The sequence below is a fragment of the Bacillus sp. TH50 genome (assembly GCF_016650565.1).
Classification (GTDB): Bacteria; Bacillota; Bacilli; order Bacillales; family Bacillaceae_G; genus Bacillus_A; species Bacillus_A mycoides.
This window is the reverse complement of the sequence record NZ_JAEKFM010000003.1, coordinates 1,427,750-1,444,259: the sequence shown is the minus strand read 5'-3', so window position 1 is coordinate 1,444,259 and position 16,510 is coordinate 1,427,750. Positions and strand designations below refer to the sequence as shown.

Below are 16,510 nucleotides of genomic sequence, written 5' to 3'. Positions count from 1 at the left end.
TTTTTTGTTGATGATATATCAAAATAACTTTCACTCTCTTTCCTATGAAGGAAAAATGTGTGTGAGGTAAGCGTGGAAATTTCGGACACACTAATTGTACATTGCAGCTGGGAGGAATGTACACGTGAATGAAATTTATATGGAAATAAAAGAAGAATTACAATTGATGAGAAAAGAGTTGCAAGATAGATTGGCGAAAGAAGTAATGCACACATACTATATGGAATTTGGGCAAGAACTTGGATACGAAATAAAGGAAGAGACAAAGAAAAAATTGCTATTACATGATATAAAAGAGGATTTAAAAGATGTAGAACGTGCATTGTTTAAAATGGAAATAGATATGTACGGTATTTGTGAAGAAACTGGAAGAGCGATTTCTACAAAACAAATGAAAACAATGCCGACTGCTCGTACTATTCATGAATTTTTCTATGAAAAGGTAAATGTATGAAATACGCACAACGATATTATGTTACCTTTTTTTAATTTATTTTATTCTTCTACAAAGGTTCATTGTGAAAAGGTAGCAGCTATGCTAAAATTTTGAGGTACACTGTCTTTGTGGGGGAAATGAAAATGATATATTATGTAATAGCGTTATTTGTCATTGCCATCGATCAAATATCGAAGTGGCTAATTGTAAAGAACATGGAATTGGGTACGAGCATTCCGATTATCGATAATGTATTATACATAACATCTCATCGAAATAGAGGAGCTGCCTGGGGTATTTTAGAAAATAAAATGTGGTTTTTCTACATTATTACAGTCATTTTCGTAGCATTTATCGTATTTTATATGAAAAAATATGCGAAAACGGACAAGCTTCTAGGTATTTCATTAGGTCTAATTTTAGGCGGAGCAATTGGCAATTTTATTGATCGTGTATTTAGACAAGAAGTAGTGGATTTCATTCACGTGTATATTTTCTCGTACAACTATCCGGTATTCAATATAGCTGACTCAGCATTATGTATTGGAGTTGTATTAATTATTATTCAAACAGTATTAGAAGGAAAGAAAGCGAAGGAGTAATTGAATGAGTGAAGTAGTACAAGTAACAGTTGCAGAAGAACAAAAAAGCGAGCGAATTGATAAATTCGTTGCAGAAATAAACAGTGAATGGTCACGTTCACAAGTGCAGCAATGGATTAAAGATGCTGTTGTGACAGTAAATGGGAAATCAGTTAAAGGGAATTATAAAGTAAAAGGAAATGATGAAATTACAGTAACAATTCCCGAGCCAGAAGAGTTAGATATTCAACCGGAAGATATGAATTTAGAAGTTTATTATGAAGATGCCGATGTACTAGTTGTAAATAAGCCGCGTGGCATGGTAGTACATCCAGCACCAGGGCATACGAAGGGTACGCTTGTAAACGGACTTATGCATCATTGTACAGACCTATCAGGTATTAACGGTGTAATGCGTCCTGGTATAGTACACCGTATTGATAAGGATACATCTGGATTATTAATGGTTGCTAAAAATGATATGGCGCATGAATCACTTGTAAATCAACTTGTAGCAAAAACGGTAACAAGACGTTATAAAGCGATTGTACATGGTGTAATTCCACATGATAAAGGAATAATTGACGCTCCAATTGGTCGTGATAAAAAAGAACGTCAAAGTATGACTGTTGATGAAAATGGTAAGAATGCAGTTACACATTTCCAAGTGTTAGAGCGATTTAAGGATTTCACACTTGTAGAATGCCGCTTAGAAACGGGACGTACACACCAAATTCGTGTTCATATGAAATATATTGGTTATCCACTTGCAGGGGATCCAAAGTATGGTCCGAAGAAAACATTAGATATGAATGGACAAGCACTTCATGCAGGGATTTTAGGTTTCGATCACCCTCGTACTGGTGAATATATTGAGTTTGAGGCACCGATTCCAGAAGTGTTTGAAGAAGCGCTAAATATTTTACGGAAATAGTATTGACAAATCATAAGAAAACTGAGATACTGACAACAGTTAAATAATAATCCTTTAACACAGCCCCGTGAGGTTGAGAAGGTAACGGTTTGAAATACTTAGGGTATGTTGTACCCTTTTTTCAAAAGTCCTCTCGCACACGCTGAGAGGACTTTTTTTATACCATTACTCTCACGCAAGAAAAAAACTTGGAGGTGTAGAGCATGCAAGAGAAAGCTGTCGTTTTAGATGACCAAATGATTCGCCGCGCTTTAACACGAATTAGTCATGAAATCGTGGAACGAAATAAAGGTGTCGATAATTGTGTTCTTGTCGGAATAAAAACACGTGGAATTTTTATTGCACAACGTTTGGCAGAACGAATTGGTCAAATTGAAGGAAAAGAGATGGAAGTAGGAGAGTTAGATATTACGTTGTATCGTGATGATTTAACACTACAATCGAAACATAAAGAACCACTTGTAAAAGGTTCTGATATTCCTGTAGATATTACGAAGAAAAAAGTTATCCTTGTGGATGATGTGTTATATACAGGAAGAACAGTTCGAGCAGCAATGGATGCTCTTATGGATTTAGGTAGACCATCACAAATCCAATTAGCTGTTCTTGTTGATAGAGGTCATCGTGAATTACCAATTCGCGCTGATTATGTAGGAAAGAACATTCCAACATCAAGTGAAGAGCGTATCGAAGTTGATTTGCAAGAGACAGATCAACAAGATCGAGTAAGCATATACGATAAGTAAAGCCCTTTTAAATGTAGTCCTGTGAGGCTGCCAAAGGGTCTTGACTTTCATATGTCAAATTTGGCATACGAAAGTGTAGGACTCTTTGTGCACAGGCACAAAGAGTTTTTTTATTGCAAAAATCAAAACTGAAGGAGGATGTAACAATGGAGCAAAAGCCAGTGTTAGACATTCATGAAGTACCGAAACCGGGAAAATGGTTTTTATTAAGTATACAACATTTGTTCGCGATGTTTGGATCAACAGTGCTTGTTCCGTTTTTAACAGGACTGAATCCATCAGTAGCTTTAATATCAAGTGGATTAGGAACGCTAGCGTTTCTTTTAATAACGAAAGGTCAAGTACCAGCATATTTAGGATCATCATTCGCCTTTATTGCACCAATTATTACAGCGAAAACAGCAGGTGGACCTGGAGCAGCGATGCTTGGAGGAATGCTTGCGGGACTTGTTTACATCTTAATCTCACTCGGAATTAAGAAATCTGGGTCAGAATGGATTATGAAATTACTTCCGCCAATCGTAGTTGGCCCAGTCGTAATGGTAATCGGTTTATCTTTAGCACATACAGCAGTGAACATGGCGATGAACGGTGCGGATGGTAAGTATAGCATTACACACTTTTCAGTAGCATTAGTAACATTAGCAATTACAATCATTTGCTCCATATTCGGGAGAGGATTTTTCAGTATCATACCAGTGCTACTTGGAATCATCGGAGGGTATATATTCGCTTACTTCCAAGGGCTAGTAGATTTAAAGCCAGTAGCTGAGGCAAAATGGTTTGTCATACCAGACTTCACAGTACCGTTTGTAACATATACTCCGGAGTTTTCATGGAAAATTGTACTCTTAATGGTGCCAGTTGCACTTGTAACAATTTCAGAACATATCGGACATCAAATTGTACTTGGAAATGTTATTAAAAGAGATTTAATTGAAAAACCAGGTTTACATCGTTCAATCTTCGGTGATGGGATAGCAACATTGATCGCATCACTAATAGGAGGACCACCGAATACAACGTACGGTGAAAACATCGGTGTGCTAGCAATTACGAGAGCATACAGTGTATACTTATTCATCGGTTCAGCAGTGTTCGCAATCATGTTTGGATTTATCGGGAAGATTTCAGCACTGATTCATTCGATTCCAACACCAGTTATGGGTGGTGTATCAATCTTACTCTTCGGTGTAATCGCATCAAGTGGTTTACGTATGATGGTAGACGATAAAACAGACTTAGGTGACAAACGAAACTTAATGATTGCATCAGTTATACTAGTAATCGGTATTGGCGGAGCGGTACTGCACGTAGGTGAATCGTTCCAAGTAGAAGGAATGGCGCTAGCAGCAATTGTAGGTGTACTATTAAATCTACTACTACCAGAGACAAAACAAACAAATAAAACAAAACAATCTAAGCAGATTGCATCATAAAAATAACCTTTTAATTCAGTCCTGTGAGATAGAAAAGGGTGGCTACTTTAACGCACCCTAGTCTCAAAGACTAGGGTATTTTTATACAGTTATTGTTATATAAATTCAATGGTGTTATCATAAAAAACAGAAAGATGAGGGATGACGATGAGCCATTTGTTAACGATGAGTGAATTATCGGAAGTAGAAATTTCAGAAATCCTAAAAGACGCAGAAGATTTCGCGAATGGAAAAGAGAGAAAAACGACAGAGCAAACATTTGTTGCGAACTTGTTCTTTGAGAATAGTACGAGGACGAGATTTAGCTTTGAAGTTGCTGAGAAGAGATTAGGACTTGAAGTATTAGACTTTTCCGCAGATGCATCTAGCGTACAAAAAGGAGAAACTTTATACGATACGATAAGAACACTAGAATCAATCGGAACAAAAGCGGTAGTCATCCGCCATGAGCAAGATCGTTACTTCGATGAATTAAAAGATCAGGTGAATATCCCAATCTTGAACGCTGGAGATGGATGTGGAAATCATCCAACGCAATGTCTGCTGGATCTTCTAACAATTAAACAAGAGTTTGGAAAATTTGAAGGTTTGAAGATTGCAATAGTTGGGGATGTTCGTCATAGCCGAGTAGCACGTTCTAATGCAGAAGCATTAACGAAACTGGGCGCGACAATTTACTTTGCAAGCCCAGAAGAGTGGAAAGATGAAGAGAACACATTTGGAACGTACAAGAGTTTAGATGAACTTGTTCCAGAAGTGGATGTGATGATGTTACTTCGTGTACAACATGAGCGTCATGACCATTATGAAACAGACATTATGAAAGAGTATCACGAGCAACATGGGTTAACAGTTGAAAGAGAAAAACGTATGAAAGAAGGAAGCATTATTATGCATCCAGCCCCTGTAAACCGTGATGTTGAAATTGCGAGTGAACTTGTCGAGTGTGAACGCTCACGCATATTTAAGCAAATGGAAAACGGGGTCTACGTAAGAATGGCTGTACTAAAACGCGCATTACCAAATGTATTAGGAGGAATGAAACATGAATTATTTGTTTAAAAACGGTCGTTATATGAATGAAGAAGGAAAAATTGTAGCAACAGATCTTCTCGTACAAAACGGTAAAATTGCGAAGGTAGCAGAAAATATTACGGCAGATAATGCTGAAGTAATCGATGTAAATGGAAAGTTAATGGCACCTGGATTAGTAGATGTACACGTTCATCTTCGTGAACCAGGTGGTGAACATAAAGAAACAATTGAAACAGGAACACTTGCAGCAGCAAAAGGTGGATTTACTACAATTTGCGCAATGCCAAACACACGCCCAGTACCAGATTGCAGAGAACATATGGAAGACCTGCAAAAGCGTATTAAAGAAAAAGCACATGTAAATGTATTACCATATGGAGCAATTACAGTACGTCAAGCAGGTTCTGAAATGACCGATTTTGAAACGTTAAAAGAACTTGGAGCGTTTGCTTTCACTGATGATGGCGTAGGCGTGCAAGATGCAAGCATGATGTTAGCTGCAATGAAGCGTGCATCGAAATTAAAAATGGCAGTTGTTGCACACTGTGAAGAGAACACACTTATTAATAAAGGATGTGTACATGAAGGGAAGTTTTCTGAGAAACACGGATTAAACGGTATCCCATCAGTATGTGAATCCGTACATATTGCAAGGGATATACTACTTGCGGAAGCTGCAAATTGTCACTACCACGTATGTCACGTAAGTACAAAAGGATCTGTACGTGTAATCCGTGACGCGAAACGCGCGGGAATTAAAGTAACAGCAGAAGTAACACCGCATCACTTAGTATTATGTGAAGATGATATCCCATCGGCTGATCCTAACTTTAAAATGAATCCACCGCTTCGAGGAAAAGAAGATCATGCAGCGTTAATTGAAGGACTATTAGATGGAACAATTGATATGATCGCAACTGACCATGCACCGCATACTGCAGAAGAGAAAGCGCAAGGGATTGAAAGAGCACCGTTCGGAATTACTGGTTTTGAAACAGCATTCCCGCTTTTATATACAAACCTTGTGAAAAAAGAAATCATTACATTAGAGCAACTGATTCAATTCTTAACAGAAAAACCAGCTGACACATTCGGTTTAGAAGCAGGGCGCCTAACAGAAGGTAGAACAGCTGATATTACAATTATCGATTTAGAACAGGAAGAAGAAATTGATCCAACAACATTCTTATCAAAAGGAAAAAACACACCATTCGCAGGTTGGAAATGCCAAGGTTGGCCGGTTATGACAATCGTTGGTGGTAAGATCGCATGGCAAAAGGAGAGTGCATTAGTATGAAAAGACAACTTATCTTAGAAGATGGAACAGTATTAATTGGAAAAGGTTTCGGAGGAGAAATAGAAAAGTCAGGTGAGGTTGTATTTACAACTGGGATGACTGGATATCAAGAAACTTTATCTGATCCATCATACTGCGGTCAAATCGTAACATTTACGTATCCATTAATCGGAAACTACGGCATTAACCGTGATGATTTTGAATCAATTCACCCATCTGTAAATGGTTTAATCGTAAACGAAATTTGTGATCACCCATCAAACTTCCGTAATGAAATTTCGTTAAATGATTACTTGAAAGAAAGAAATATCCCAGGATTAGCAGGAATTGATACGAGAAAATTAACAAGAAAAATTCGTCAATATGGAACTTTACGCGGACGTCTTTGCAATATGGATGTGGATGTAGAGGAAATCGTTAGCCAATTGAAAGCAACTGTCTTTACAGATCATGTGAAACGCGTATCAACAAAAGATCCATATCCAAGTCCAGGCCGTGGACACCGAGTTGTACTTGTAGACTTCGGAATGAAACATGGTATTTTACGAGAATTAAATAAGCGTGATTGTGATGTAATTGTTGTACCTTACAATACAACAGCAGAAGAAATTCTACGCCTTAGCCCAGATGGAATTATGTTAAGTAATGGACCTGGGGACCCAAAAGATGTACCAGAAGCAATTGAAATGTTAAAAGAAATTATTGGTAAAGTTCCTTTATTCGGGATTTGCCTAGGACATCAATTGTTCGCCCTGGCATCTGGTGCGAATACAAGTAAGTTAAAATTCGGTCACCGTGGTTTAAATCATCCAGTAAAAAATCTTACAACTGGAAAAGTAGCAATTACATCTCAAAACCATGGTTACGCAGTAGAAGAAGAATCAGTTGGAAATACAGAACTGGAAATTACACATGTTGCTTTAAATGATGGAACAGTAGAAGGTCTTCGTCATACGAAGTTCCCAGCATTTACAGTACAATACCATCCAGAAGCTTCTGCAGGACCAGAAGATGCAAATGATTTATTCGAAGATTTCTTAGCAATGATTGAAAACTTCAAGAAAGAAGGGGAAGAGTTATGCCAAAACGCCTAGACATTAACACAATTTTAGTAATCGGATCAGGACCAATTGTAATTGGGCAAGCAGCAGAGTTTGATTACTCTGGTACACAAGCTTGTCAATCTCTTAGAGAAGAAGGTTACAAAGTAATCCTTGTTAACTCTAACCCAGCAACAATTATGACAGATACTGCAACAGCAGATAAAGTATATATAGAACCATTAACATTAGAATTCGTAAGCCGTATCATTCGTAAAGAACGTCCAGATGCACTCCTACCAACATTAGGTGGTCAAACAGGCCTAAACATGGCGGTTGAACTTGCGAAATCAGGCATACTTGAAGAGTGCGGAGTTGAAATTTTAGGAACAAAATTATCAGCAATCGAGCAAGCAGAGGATCGTGATTTATTCCGTACATTAATGCAGGAATTAAATGAACCAATTCCATCTAGCACGATTATTCATACGCTGGAAGAAGCACATGAATTTGTAAAAGAAATTGGTTATCCAGTTATTGTTCGCCCAGCATTTACAATGGGGGGAACAGGTGGCGGAATCTGTAATAATGAAGAAGAACTAATTGAAATCGTATCAGGTGGATTAAAACATAGTCCAGTAACACAATGTTTATTAGAAAAGAGTATTGCCGGTTGTAAGGAAATTGAATATGAAGTAATGCGTGATTCGAATGATAACGCGATTGTAGTATGTAACATGGAAAATATCGATCCGGTTGGGGTTCACACAGGTGATTCTATCGTTGTAGCACCGAGCCAAACATTAAGTGACCGTGAGTATCAAATGTTACGAAACACTTCATTAAGAATTATTCGTGCATTAGGAATTGAAGGTGGATGTAACGTTCAGCTTGCACTTGATCCACATAGCTTCCAATACTATGTAATCGAAGTAAATCCGCGTGTAAGTCGTTCGTCTGCACTAGCATCTAAAGCAACTGGATATCCAATTGCGAAGCTAGCGGCGAAAATTGCAGTCGGTTTAACATTAGATGAAATTATAAATCCAGTAACACAAAAAACATACGCTTGCTTCGAGCCAGCATTAGACTATATTGTTTCAAAAATTCCACGTTGGCCATTTGATAAGTTTGAATCAGCAAACAGAACACTTGGTACACAAATGAAGGCAACTGGTGAAGTTATGTCAATCGGACGTAACTTAGAACAATCATTATTAAAAGCGATTCGTTCTTTAGAGCTTGGCGTTTATCACCTAGAGTTAGACCACTTAAAAGAGCTTGATAAAGAAACGATGAAAAAGCGTATTATAAAAGCTGATGACGAGCGTCTGTTCGTTGTAGCAGAAGCAATCCGTCAAGGTGTAACGAAAGAAGAAATCAACGAATGGTGTGAAATGGACTTCTTCTTCTTACAAAAAGTTGAAAATATCGTAAACATGGAACGCGAAGTAAAAGCGAATGTAGGAAATATGGAAGTGTTACAATCTGCTAAAGAAATGGGCTTCAGTGACCATTACATCGCCAATGCTTGGAACAAAACAGAGCGTGAAATTTACGATATGCGTAAAGAAAGCAATATGACTCCTGTTTATAAGATGGTAGATACTTGTGCGGCAGAGTTTGAATCTGCAACACCATACTACTACAGCACATATGGTGACGAGAATGAATCGATTGTAACAGATCGTAAGAGTGTAGTTGTACTAGGATCTGGTCCAATCCGTATTGGTCAAGGTGTTGAGTTTGATTATGCAACAGTTCACTCTGTATGGGCAATAAAAGAAGCTGGATATGAGGCAATCATTGTTAATAACAACCCAGAAACAGTTTCAACAGACTTCAGTATTTCTGACAAATTATACTTTGAACCATTAACAATCGAAGATGTAATGCACATTATCGATTTAGAAAAGCCAGAAGGTGTTATCGTCCAATTCGGTGGACAAACGGCAATTAACTTAGCGGCTAAATTAGAAGCACACGGTGTAAAAATCTTAGGAACATCACTTGAAGATTTAGACCGTGCAGAAGATCGTGATAAGTTTGAAGCAGCTTTAACAAAGCTTGGTATCCCGCAACCAGTTGGTAAAACAGCAACGACTGTAGAGCAAGCAGTAGCGATCGCTGACAAAATTGGTTACCCAGTATTAGTAAGACCATCTTACGTACTAGGTGGACGTGCGATGGAAATCGTATATCGTCAAGAAGAATTACTGCACTACATGAAAAATGCGGTTAAAGTTCACGCAGATCACCCAGTATTAATCGACCGTTATATGGTTGGTAAAGAAATTGAAGTAGATGCAATTTCAGACGGTGAGAATGTATTCATTCCAGGTATTATGGAACATATCGAACGCGCTGGAGTTCACTCTGGGGATTCAATTGGAGTATATCCACCACAGAGCTTATCTGAAAAACTAAAAGAACAAATTATTGAACATACAATTGGGCTTGGAAAAGGTTTAAACATTGTTGGATTACTAAACATTCAGTTTGTAGTATTCAAAGATGAAGTGTATGTAATTGAAGTAAATCCACGTGCGAGCCGTACAGTACCATTCTTAAGTAAAATTACAGGCGTACCGATGGCAAATATCGCAACGAAAGTTATTTTAGGTCAAAACCTTGTAGAACAAGGATATGGAACTGGCTATCACCCAGAAGAGAAGGAAGTGTATGTAAAAGCACCGGTATTCTCATTTGCGAAACTACGCTCAGTTGATACAACATTAGGGCCTGAAATGAAATCAACAGGGGAAGTAATGGGTAAAGATTTAACGCTTGAAAAAGCATTATATAAAGGACTTGTTGCTTCAGGAATTAACATTCCAACGCACGGATCAGTAATCATCACTGTAGCGGATAAAGATAAAGAAGAAGCGCTGGAAATTGCAAAACGCTTCCATGAAATCGGCTATAACTTATTAGCAACAGCAGGAACAGCACAATCGCTAACAGAACAAAACATTCCGGTGCAAGTTGTAAACAAAATTGATTCTGAAGACTACAACTTACTTGATATTATCCGTCAAGGGAAAGCTCAGTTTGTAATCAATACATTAACAAAAGGAAAACAACCAGCGCGTGATGGTTTCCGCATTCGCCGTGAATCAGTAGAAAATGGTGTGGCTTGCTTAACATCACTTGATACAACGAGAGCAATCTTGAGAGTATTAGAATCTATGACATTCTCAGCTCATTCAATGAAAGAAATTACGCAAACGAAGCGTCACGAGGTGGTACATGCATGATGCAAAAGCAAAATATGATCGTCGTTAACCAAAAAGAAATCGCAAAAAACATTTACGAATTAGTGCTTCAGGGGGATTTAGTGCAGCAAATGAACGATCCAGGGCAGTTTGTACACATTAAGGTAGCAGAGGGCATTACGCCCCTTCTGCGCCGCCCAATTAGTATTTGTAATGTCGATCAAGACAAGAACGAATTTACAATGCTATATCGTGCGGAAGGACAAGGGACAAAAACATTAGCGAAAAGAAAACAAGGTGAACTTGTAGATGTGTTAGGACCACTTGGTCATGGATTTCCTGTAGAAGAAGCGGAACCTGGACAAACGGCTCTATTAGTTGGTGGGGGAATTGGTGTACCACCACTATATGAATTGTCACAGCGTCTTGTAGCAAAAGGAGTACGCGTTATTCACATCTTAGGTTTCCAAACGAAAGATGTTGTCTTCTATGAAGAGAAATTCGCAGAACTTGGTGATACGTATGTTGCAACAGTTGATGGTACACATGGTACAAAAGGGTTTGTAACAGATGTAATCGATAGCTATGGAATTGACTTTGACATTCTCTACTCATGTGGACCTTTAGCGATGCTTCGTGCATTAGAAGGACGCTATAAGGAGAGAAAAGCCTACATTTCATTAGAAGAACGTATGGGCTGTGGTATCGGAGCATGTTTCGCATGTGTATGCCATTTGCAAGCAGATCCGAGTGGGCATTCTTACAAGAAGGTGTGTAGCGACGGACCAGTATTTCCAATCGGGGAGGTTGTACTATGAACAGATTGCAAGTTGAATTACCAGGGTTATCATTAAAAAATCCAATCATCCCAGCATCTGGTTGCTTCGGATTTGGTCGTGAGTATGCACAGTTCTATGATTTAAGTGTACTTGGATCAATTATGATTAAAGCGACAACAGAACAACCTCGTTATGGAAACCCAACGCCTCGTGTTGCTGAAACACCAGGCGGAATGCTAAATGCAATCGGGCTTCAAAATCCTGGATTAGAAAAGGTAATGAATTCTGAATTACCTTTTCTCGAGCAATTTGATCTTCCGATTATTGCAAACGTTGCGGGTTCACAAGCTGAGGATTACGTAGCGGTTGCGAAGGCGATTTCAAAGGCACCTAATGTTCATGCGCTAGAATTAAATATTTCTTGTCCAAACGTAAAAACGGGTGGTATCGCTTTTGGTACAAATCCTGAAATTGCTGCTGATTTAACGAAGCGAGTAAAAGAGGTTTCTGAAGTACCGGTATATGTGAAATTGTCACCGAACGTGGCAAACATTGTGGAAATTGCAAAAGCAATTGAAAATGCGGGTGCGGACGGTTTAACGATGATTAATACATTGCTTGGTATGCGTCTAGATTTAAAAACTGCAAAACCAATTTTAGCAAACCGTACGGGTGGACTATCAGGGCCTGCGATTAAGCCAGTAGCAATTCGTATGGTACATGAAGTAAGTCAAGCGGTTAACATTCCGATCATCGGAATGGGTGGTATTGAAACAGCGGAAGATGTAATTGAATTCTTCTATGCGGGCGCAAGCGCGGTCGCAGTTGGAACGGCGAACTTTATCGATCCGTTCGTATGTCCGACAATTATTGAAGAATTACCAGCATTACTAGATGAATTAGGATTTGATCATATTTCGGAATGTCAAGGAAGGAGCTGGAAGCAAACATGTCACAGTCGTTAATCGTTGCACTAGATTTTCCAGGGAAACAAGAGGTAGAACAATTCTTACACCACTTTGAAGGGGAAGAGTTATTTGTCAAAGTTGGTATGGAGTTGTTTTACAAAGAAGGTCCTGCAATTATTACGTACTTAAAAGAAAAAGGACATAAAATCTTCCTAGATTTAAAACTTCATGATATTCCGAATACGGTAAAAAGCGCTATGCGTAGCCTAGCTAGTCTAGATGTAGATATGGTAAATGTTCATGCTGCTGGGGGAAGCAGTATGATGAAAGCTGCGATTGAGGGATTAGAGGAAGGTAAGCAAGAAGGAAAAGAGAGACCGATTTGTATTGCAGTTACACAATTAACAAGCACTTCGGAAGCTATGATGAAAAAAGAGATTGGCATTGAGAAAACGTTAGAAGAAGCGGTTGCTCATTATGCAAAATTAACGAAAGAAAGTGGACTTGATGGAGTTGTTTGTTCAACACTTGAAGTACCAAAATTACGTGAAGTATGCGGAAATGAATTTGTAACAGTAACACCGGGGATTCGTCTTGCAAGCGATGATGTAAATGACCAAGTGCGCGTAGCAACACCGAAACGTGCGAGGGAACTTGGTTCAAGCTACATCGTAGTTGGACGGAGTATTACAAAAGCAGAAAATCCGCTTGAAGCGTATAAAACAGTAAAACAACAGTGGGAAGGTGTAACAGTATGAAAAAAGAAATCGCATCGCATTTATTAGAAATTGGAGCAGTATTTTTACAACCGAATGACCCATTTACTTGGTCTTCTGGTATAAAATCACCAATTTATTGTGATAATCGTTTAACTTTATCTTATCCAAAAGTACGCCAAGCGATTGCAGCTGGATTAGAAGAGTTAATTAAAGAGCACTTCTCAACTGTAGAAGTTATTGCAGGAACAGCAACTGCTGGTATTGCGCACGCTGCATGGGTAAGCGATCGTATGGATTTACCAATGTGCTACGTGCGTAGTAAAGCAAAAGGTCACGGTAAAGGGAACCAAATCGAAGGAAAAGCTGAAAAAGGTCAAAAAGTAGTAGTAGTAGAAGACTTAATTTCAACTGGCGGTAGTGCAATTACATGTGTAGAAGCACTTCGCGAAGCTGGCTGTGAAGTATTAGGAATCGTATCAATCTTCACATACGAGCTTGAGTCAGGAAAAGAGAAACTAGAAGCAGCAAACGTAGCATCATATTCTTTAAGTGATTACAGTGCATTAACTGAAGTTGCAGCAGAAAAAGGTATGATCGGACAAGCTGAAACGAAAAAATTACAAGAGTGGCGTAAAAATCCAGCAAATGAAGCTTGGATTACAGCGTAACACGAAAAAAGACGACCGCGGGGGAACGCGGTCGTCTTTTTTATATCATTGCTAAAATTTTATGTAAAGTTCCATCGATATCAAAGAAAATCATAGTACAATCTCCTCACTAATAACTACTTATTGTTTTCTGCAACTTCATATCCTCTCACAAACAATAGAGTCATATAAGAAATAATAAATGAGAAGATACTATACATACCGACCCAAAAGAAAAACTTTGGAGGGAAGGCGATAGCACCTACTATTAAAAAACTAGCAAACGTTACAATTGGCATTACATAGTACGTTCTCGTTCTACGTGTTCCAATAACAGAAACGATAAAGATAAGTAATGGACAAATTAATAAGACAAAAATCAATTCATTCATAGTTATGTCCCCTTTTCTAATTGAAGTAATCTGTTTCTCGTAAACGTTTTGAAATAAATACTCTCCTAATATAACTTCGCTAACATATACATAATCCCTTTTGAAAGTCAGTAATAAATGATTGATTTCACAATGAAAAACGTAAGCAAGAGAATACTCGCTTACGCTATAGAATAAACATCGCAACGATCGTGGTGACGATTAAGCCAATCACAACTGGTAAAAAGTTTCGGCGCGCAAGTTCAAAAGGATCTACTTTGCATATGGCAGCGGCAGGAATAAGCGCCCAAGGAATTAAAGTGCCACCGCCAGTCCAGATTGCTGCAATTTGCCCAAGTGCTGTTAATGTAGCTGTTCCATGCCCAAGTGCTGTTCCGAAAAGATTGGCAATCGAACCAGTAAGTGATATACCGGAAAAGCCAGATCCATCTAAGCCTGTTATGACACCAACGATAGTTAATGTTCCTGCCGATACATATTGGTTTAAAGGAACAATTTGAGATAAGGCGATTCCTAAGTCGTTAATGATTCCATGTGAACCTTTCGGTAAATAGTCCCCGATAATTTTCACAAAGCCGCTATCTCCTAAATAAAAGAGTGCAGCAATTGGGATAACTGGACCAAAGATTTTAAATCCAAATTGGAGCCCTTCTATAAAATAATCGGTCGTTTTATTCAGTCCATTACCTTTGTAGGCGATGAGAGAAATAATGATAATCATAATAACAGTCGTCCCGCCGATAAGTGCAGTTGCATCGCTTCCTTGTAGTTTAAATTGAATCATGCAAAGAATATCTATGGCATATACGATCGGAATACAAATAGCGAGCCATTTTTTTGTCTGAGGAGATAATGAAGTGAGCGTTTTAGAAGACTCAGTTGATGGAATAGATTCTTGTATAGATAAGCCTGTATGAAATTCTTTTCGTAAGAAGAAAAATGCGACGGAAGTTGTCACAATACCCATAACGATAACGAGGGGAACACTGGCTGAAACAACGCTGGAAACAGGAAGACCAGCAGCATCTGCAGTTAATTTCGGTGCACCTTGAATAACGAAGTCACCAGATAAGGCGATGCCGTGTCCGAATAAGTTCATAGCGATTGCGACTCCAATTGGCGGAAGGCCGACGCGTACAGCGACTGGTAATAAAATGGCCCCCATTAAGGCGACAGCTGGAGAAGGCCAAAAGAAAAAGGAAATTGTCATCATTAAAAGACCGATAATCCAGTAGGCATGTGCAGGTGTACGAATCATCTTTGTAAATGGTGAAATCATCGTATCATTTATGCCGGTATGAACGAGTAGGTTGCTCATTGATACGATAATGGAGATGATTAATATAGTTGGTAATAGTTCGGTAATGGCGTAAATGAAACTTTGAAAGATACCACTAATGGCAAGAGGGATAGAACTTGTAGCGGTTAATGCTAATAAAAAGATAAAAACGATACAAATGATCGTCGTATCTTTTCTAAAAATAAAAAAGGTAATAATAGTGAGTAAACAAAGAATATAGAGAGCATGTAAAAGCGTTAATTCAACTCCCATAACATTCACATCCTTTAGGCATTCGTGTAGTTCATTGTATGGAAGCAGTGAAAGTATGTGAGGATAGGAAAAAGAAAAAAAGTGAAATTTCATGTACTGTAATGGTAAGAACAATAAATGGATGTTACAATACAATTAACCCTAAAAATGGAATTAAAGAAGGGCTTATGCGCAAAGAAATTAGATTTTGGGGATTTATCATATCTTGTAGTCTATTAATCATTTTAAATCTGCTTACAAACAATGAATGGATAAGTATCATACCTGTTCTCGGGTTTGTTTTTATACTGTTATATCGTTGGGATGACATGAAACAACATGGTAAGAAAGGTATTGGAATTATGATAGGTATCATTGTTGTTTGTTCATTTGTCGTAGGGGTTATTTTAATAGAGGGCCAAAAGCAAATGGAGAAAATGTCTATTTTTCAAGATTGGATGTCTTCTGCGAAAGGTCTTTATCTTGTAATTGTAGTCGTTATTTTTCTAAGAGTCATGATAAGAATAGCAAGTTACATATTAAAGGAGAAGTAGAATGGGGGAGTACGAATGAGAGAGAAAATAGGGTAACTAACTGTTACGATTTATTTAACCAATTATAACTAAAGTTAATTAAATATATCAGTAAGCCCTGCTAGTCAAGTGATTGGCTAGTAGTGAGGGTTAACTGCGGGCAATCCCTAAAGCTGATTGAACTACAACGTGGCTAGAAATGGCGAGCGTGAATGTCGCGAAAGCAGAAAAAATCAATCAAATCGTGCACGGTTAAATCCTAAACACTAGAATAATGG

16 protein-coding genes are annotated in these 16,510 nt (G+C 38.3%); 14 read left to right on the top strand and 2 right to left on the bottom strand.

From position 1 onward, the window contains the following. The first annotated feature begins 124 nt into the window (after nt 1–124). The 13 genes from JFU23_RS07360 to pyrE all read left to right on the top strand — a co-directional run bounded on the left by JFU23_RS07360 (nt 125) and on the right by pyrE (nt 13,797). Entirely contained in the window at nt 125–454 is a 330-nt protein-coding gene (locus tag JFU23_RS07360) for a TraR/DksA C4-type zinc finger protein (RefSeq protein ID WP_002014715.1), read from the top strand. A gap of 125 nt (nt 455–579) precedes the next feature. Then, entirely contained in the window at nt 580–1,038 is a 459-nt protein-coding gene (gene lspA, locus JFU23_RS07355) for a lipoprotein signal peptidase LspA (RefSeq protein WP_002128849.1), read from the top strand. Nucleotides 1,039–1,042: 4 nt separating this feature from the next. Continuing rightward, on the top strand, nt 1,043–1,951 hold the full coding sequence (locus JFU23_RS07350) for an RluA family pseudouridine synthase (protein WP_002033761.1): 909 nt from the start codon (nt 1,043–1,045) through the stop codon (nt 1,949–1,951). Nucleotides 1,952–2,154: 203 nt separating this feature from the next. After that, nucleotides 2,155–2,697 carry a bifunctional pyrimidine operon transcriptional regulator/uracil phosphoribosyltransferase gene (gene pyrR / locus JFU23_RS07345; protein WP_001156489.1) on the top strand — a complete coding sequence of 181 codons (543 nt, stop codon included), beginning with the start codon at nt 2,155–2,157 and terminating at the stop codon, nt 2,695–2,697. A 146-nt stretch (nt 2,698–2,843) separates the two neighbouring features. Next, complete coding sequence (gene uraA, locus JFU23_RS07340; RefSeq protein WP_061689332.1) at nt 2,844–4,136, top strand: uracil permease; 1,293 nt, start codon at nt 2,844–2,846, stop codon at nt 4,134–4,136. A gap of 147 nt (nt 4,137–4,283) precedes the next feature. Continuing rightward, nucleotides 4,284–5,198 (top strand): aspartate carbamoyltransferase, encoded by a 915-nt coding sequence (gene pyrB, locus JFU23_RS07335; RefSeq protein WP_201031688.1) that lies wholly within the window; start codon nt 4,284–4,286, stop codon nt 5,196–5,198. Continuing rightward, complete coding sequence (gene pyrC / locus JFU23_RS07330; RefSeq protein WP_201031687.1) at nt 5,182–6,468, top strand: dihydroorotase; 1,287 nt, start codon at nt 5,182–5,184, stop codon at nt 6,466–6,468. The genes pyrB and pyrC overlap by 17 nt, the downstream gene beginning before the upstream one ends. Further along, nucleotides 6,465–7,562 (top strand): carbamoyl phosphate synthase small subunit, encoded by a 1,098-nt coding sequence (locus JFU23_RS07325; protein ID WP_201031686.1) that lies wholly within the window; start codon nt 6,465–6,467, stop codon nt 7,560–7,562. Before pyrC ends, JFU23_RS07325 begins: the two co-directional genes overlap by 4 nt. Next, nucleotides 7,547–10,765 carry a carbamoyl-phosphate synthase large subunit gene (carB, locus tag JFU23_RS07320; RefSeq protein ID WP_201031685.1) on the top strand — a complete coding sequence of 1,073 codons (3,219 nt, stop codon included), beginning with the start codon at nt 7,547–7,549 and terminating at the stop codon, nt 10,763–10,765. Before JFU23_RS07325 ends, carB begins: the two co-directional genes overlap by 16 nt. Continuing rightward, nucleotides 10,762–11,541, top strand: coding sequence for a dihydroorotate oxidase B electron transfer subunit (gene pyrK / locus JFU23_RS07315; protein WP_137059239.1), 780 nt, complete (start codon nt 10,762–10,764; stop codon nt 11,539–11,541). The genes carB and pyrK overlap by 4 nt, the downstream gene beginning before the upstream one ends. Beyond that, nucleotides 11,538–12,467 carry a dihydroorotate oxidase B catalytic subunit gene (pyrD, locus tag JFU23_RS07310; RefSeq protein WP_002088238.1) on the top strand — a complete coding sequence of 310 codons (930 nt, stop codon included), beginning with the start codon at nt 11,538–11,540 and terminating at the stop codon, nt 12,465–12,467. Before pyrK ends, pyrD begins: the two co-directional genes overlap by 4 nt. Next, entirely contained in the window at nt 12,452–13,168 is a 717-nt protein-coding gene (gene pyrF / locus JFU23_RS07305) for an orotidine-5'-phosphate decarboxylase (RefSeq protein ID WP_000083510.1), read from the top strand. The genes pyrD and pyrF overlap by 16 nt, the downstream gene beginning before the upstream one ends. After that, complete coding sequence (pyrE, locus tag JFU23_RS07300) at nt 13,165–13,797, top strand: orotate phosphoribosyltransferase (RefSeq protein WP_012261599.1); 633 nt, start codon at nt 13,165–13,167, stop codon at nt 13,795–13,797. The genes pyrF and pyrE overlap by 4 nt, the downstream gene beginning before the upstream one ends. A 116-nt stretch (nt 13,798–13,913) precedes the next feature. On the opposite strand, the gene JFU23_RS07295 is transcribed toward pyrE, so the two are convergent. Further along, a complete protein-coding gene (locus JFU23_RS07295) occupies nt 13,914–14,168 on the bottom strand; it encodes a YbeF family protein (protein ID WP_002033769.1) in 255 nt (84 codons plus the stop codon). A 166-nt stretch (nt 14,169–14,334) separates the two neighbouring features. After that, nucleotides 14,335–15,720 (bottom strand): membrane protein, encoded by a 1,386-nt coding sequence (locus JFU23_RS07290; RefSeq protein WP_033731203.1) that lies wholly within the window; start codon nt 15,718–15,720, stop codon nt 14,335–14,337. A 101-nt stretch (nt 15,721–15,821) separates the two neighbouring features. Here JFU23_RS07290 and JFU23_RS07285 point away from each other — a divergent pair, with 101 nt between their 5' ends. Next, the gene (locus JFU23_RS07285; RefSeq protein WP_242483496.1) at nt 15,822–16,253 is read left to right on the top strand and encodes a YoqO family protein; all 432 of its coding nucleotides are present in this window, start codon (nt 15,822–15,824) and stop codon (nt 16,251–16,253) included. Nucleotides 16,254–16,510: the final 257 nt, after the last annotated feature.

Bases quoted from the DNA above. Each gene is read 5' to 3' on its own strand.
- lspA (WP_002128849.1), top strand. From the start codon at position 580: ATGATATATTATGTAATAGCGTTATTTGTCATTGCCATCGATCAAATA.
- JFU23_RS07350 (WP_002033761.1), top strand. From the start codon at position 1,043: ATGAGTGAAGTAGTACAAGTAACAGTTGCAGAAGAACAAAAAAGCGAG.
- pyrR (WP_001156489.1), top strand. From the start codon at position 2,155: ATGCAAGAGAAAGCTGTCGTTTTAGATGACCAAATGATTCGCCGCGCT.
- uraA (WP_061689332.1), top strand. From the start codon at position 2,844: ATGGAGCAAAAGCCAGTGTTAGACATTCATGAAGTACCGAAACCGGGA.
- pyrB (WP_201031688.1), top strand. From the start codon at position 4,284: ATGAGCCATTTGTTAACGATGAGTGAATTATCGGAAGTAGAAATTTCA.
- pyrC (WP_201031687.1), top strand. From the start codon at position 5,182: ATGAATTATTTGTTTAAAAACGGTCGTTATATGAATGAAGAAGGAAAA.
- JFU23_RS07325 (WP_201031686.1), top strand. From the start codon at position 6,465: ATGAAAAGACAACTTATCTTAGAAGATGGAACAGTATTAATTGGAAAA.
- carB (WP_201031685.1), top strand. From the start codon at position 7,547: ATGCCAAAACGCCTAGACATTAACACAATTTTAGTAATCGGATCAGGA.
- pyrK (WP_137059239.1), top strand. From the start codon at position 10,762: ATGATGCAAAAGCAAAATATGATCGTCGTTAACCAAAAAGAAATCGCA.
- pyrD (WP_002088238.1), top strand. From the start codon at position 11,538: ATGAACAGATTGCAAGTTGAATTACCAGGGTTATCATTAAAAAATCCA.
- pyrF (WP_000083510.1), top strand. From the start codon at position 12,452: ATGTCACAGTCGTTAATCGTTGCACTAGATTTTCCAGGGAAACAAGAG.
- pyrE (WP_012261599.1), top strand. From the start codon at position 13,165: ATGAAAAAAGAAATCGCATCGCATTTATTAGAAATTGGAGCAGTATTT.
- JFU23_RS07295 (WP_002033769.1), bottom strand. From the start codon at position 14,168: ATGAATGAATTGATTTTTGTCTTATTAATTTGTCCATTACTTATCTTT.
- JFU23_RS07290 (WP_033731203.1), bottom strand. From the start codon at position 15,720: ATGGGAGTTGAATTAACGCTTTTACATGCTCTCTATATTCTTTGTTTA.
- JFU23_RS07285 (WP_242483496.1), top strand. From the start codon at position 15,822: ATGGTAAGAACAATAAATGGATGTTACAATACAATTAACCCTAAAAAT.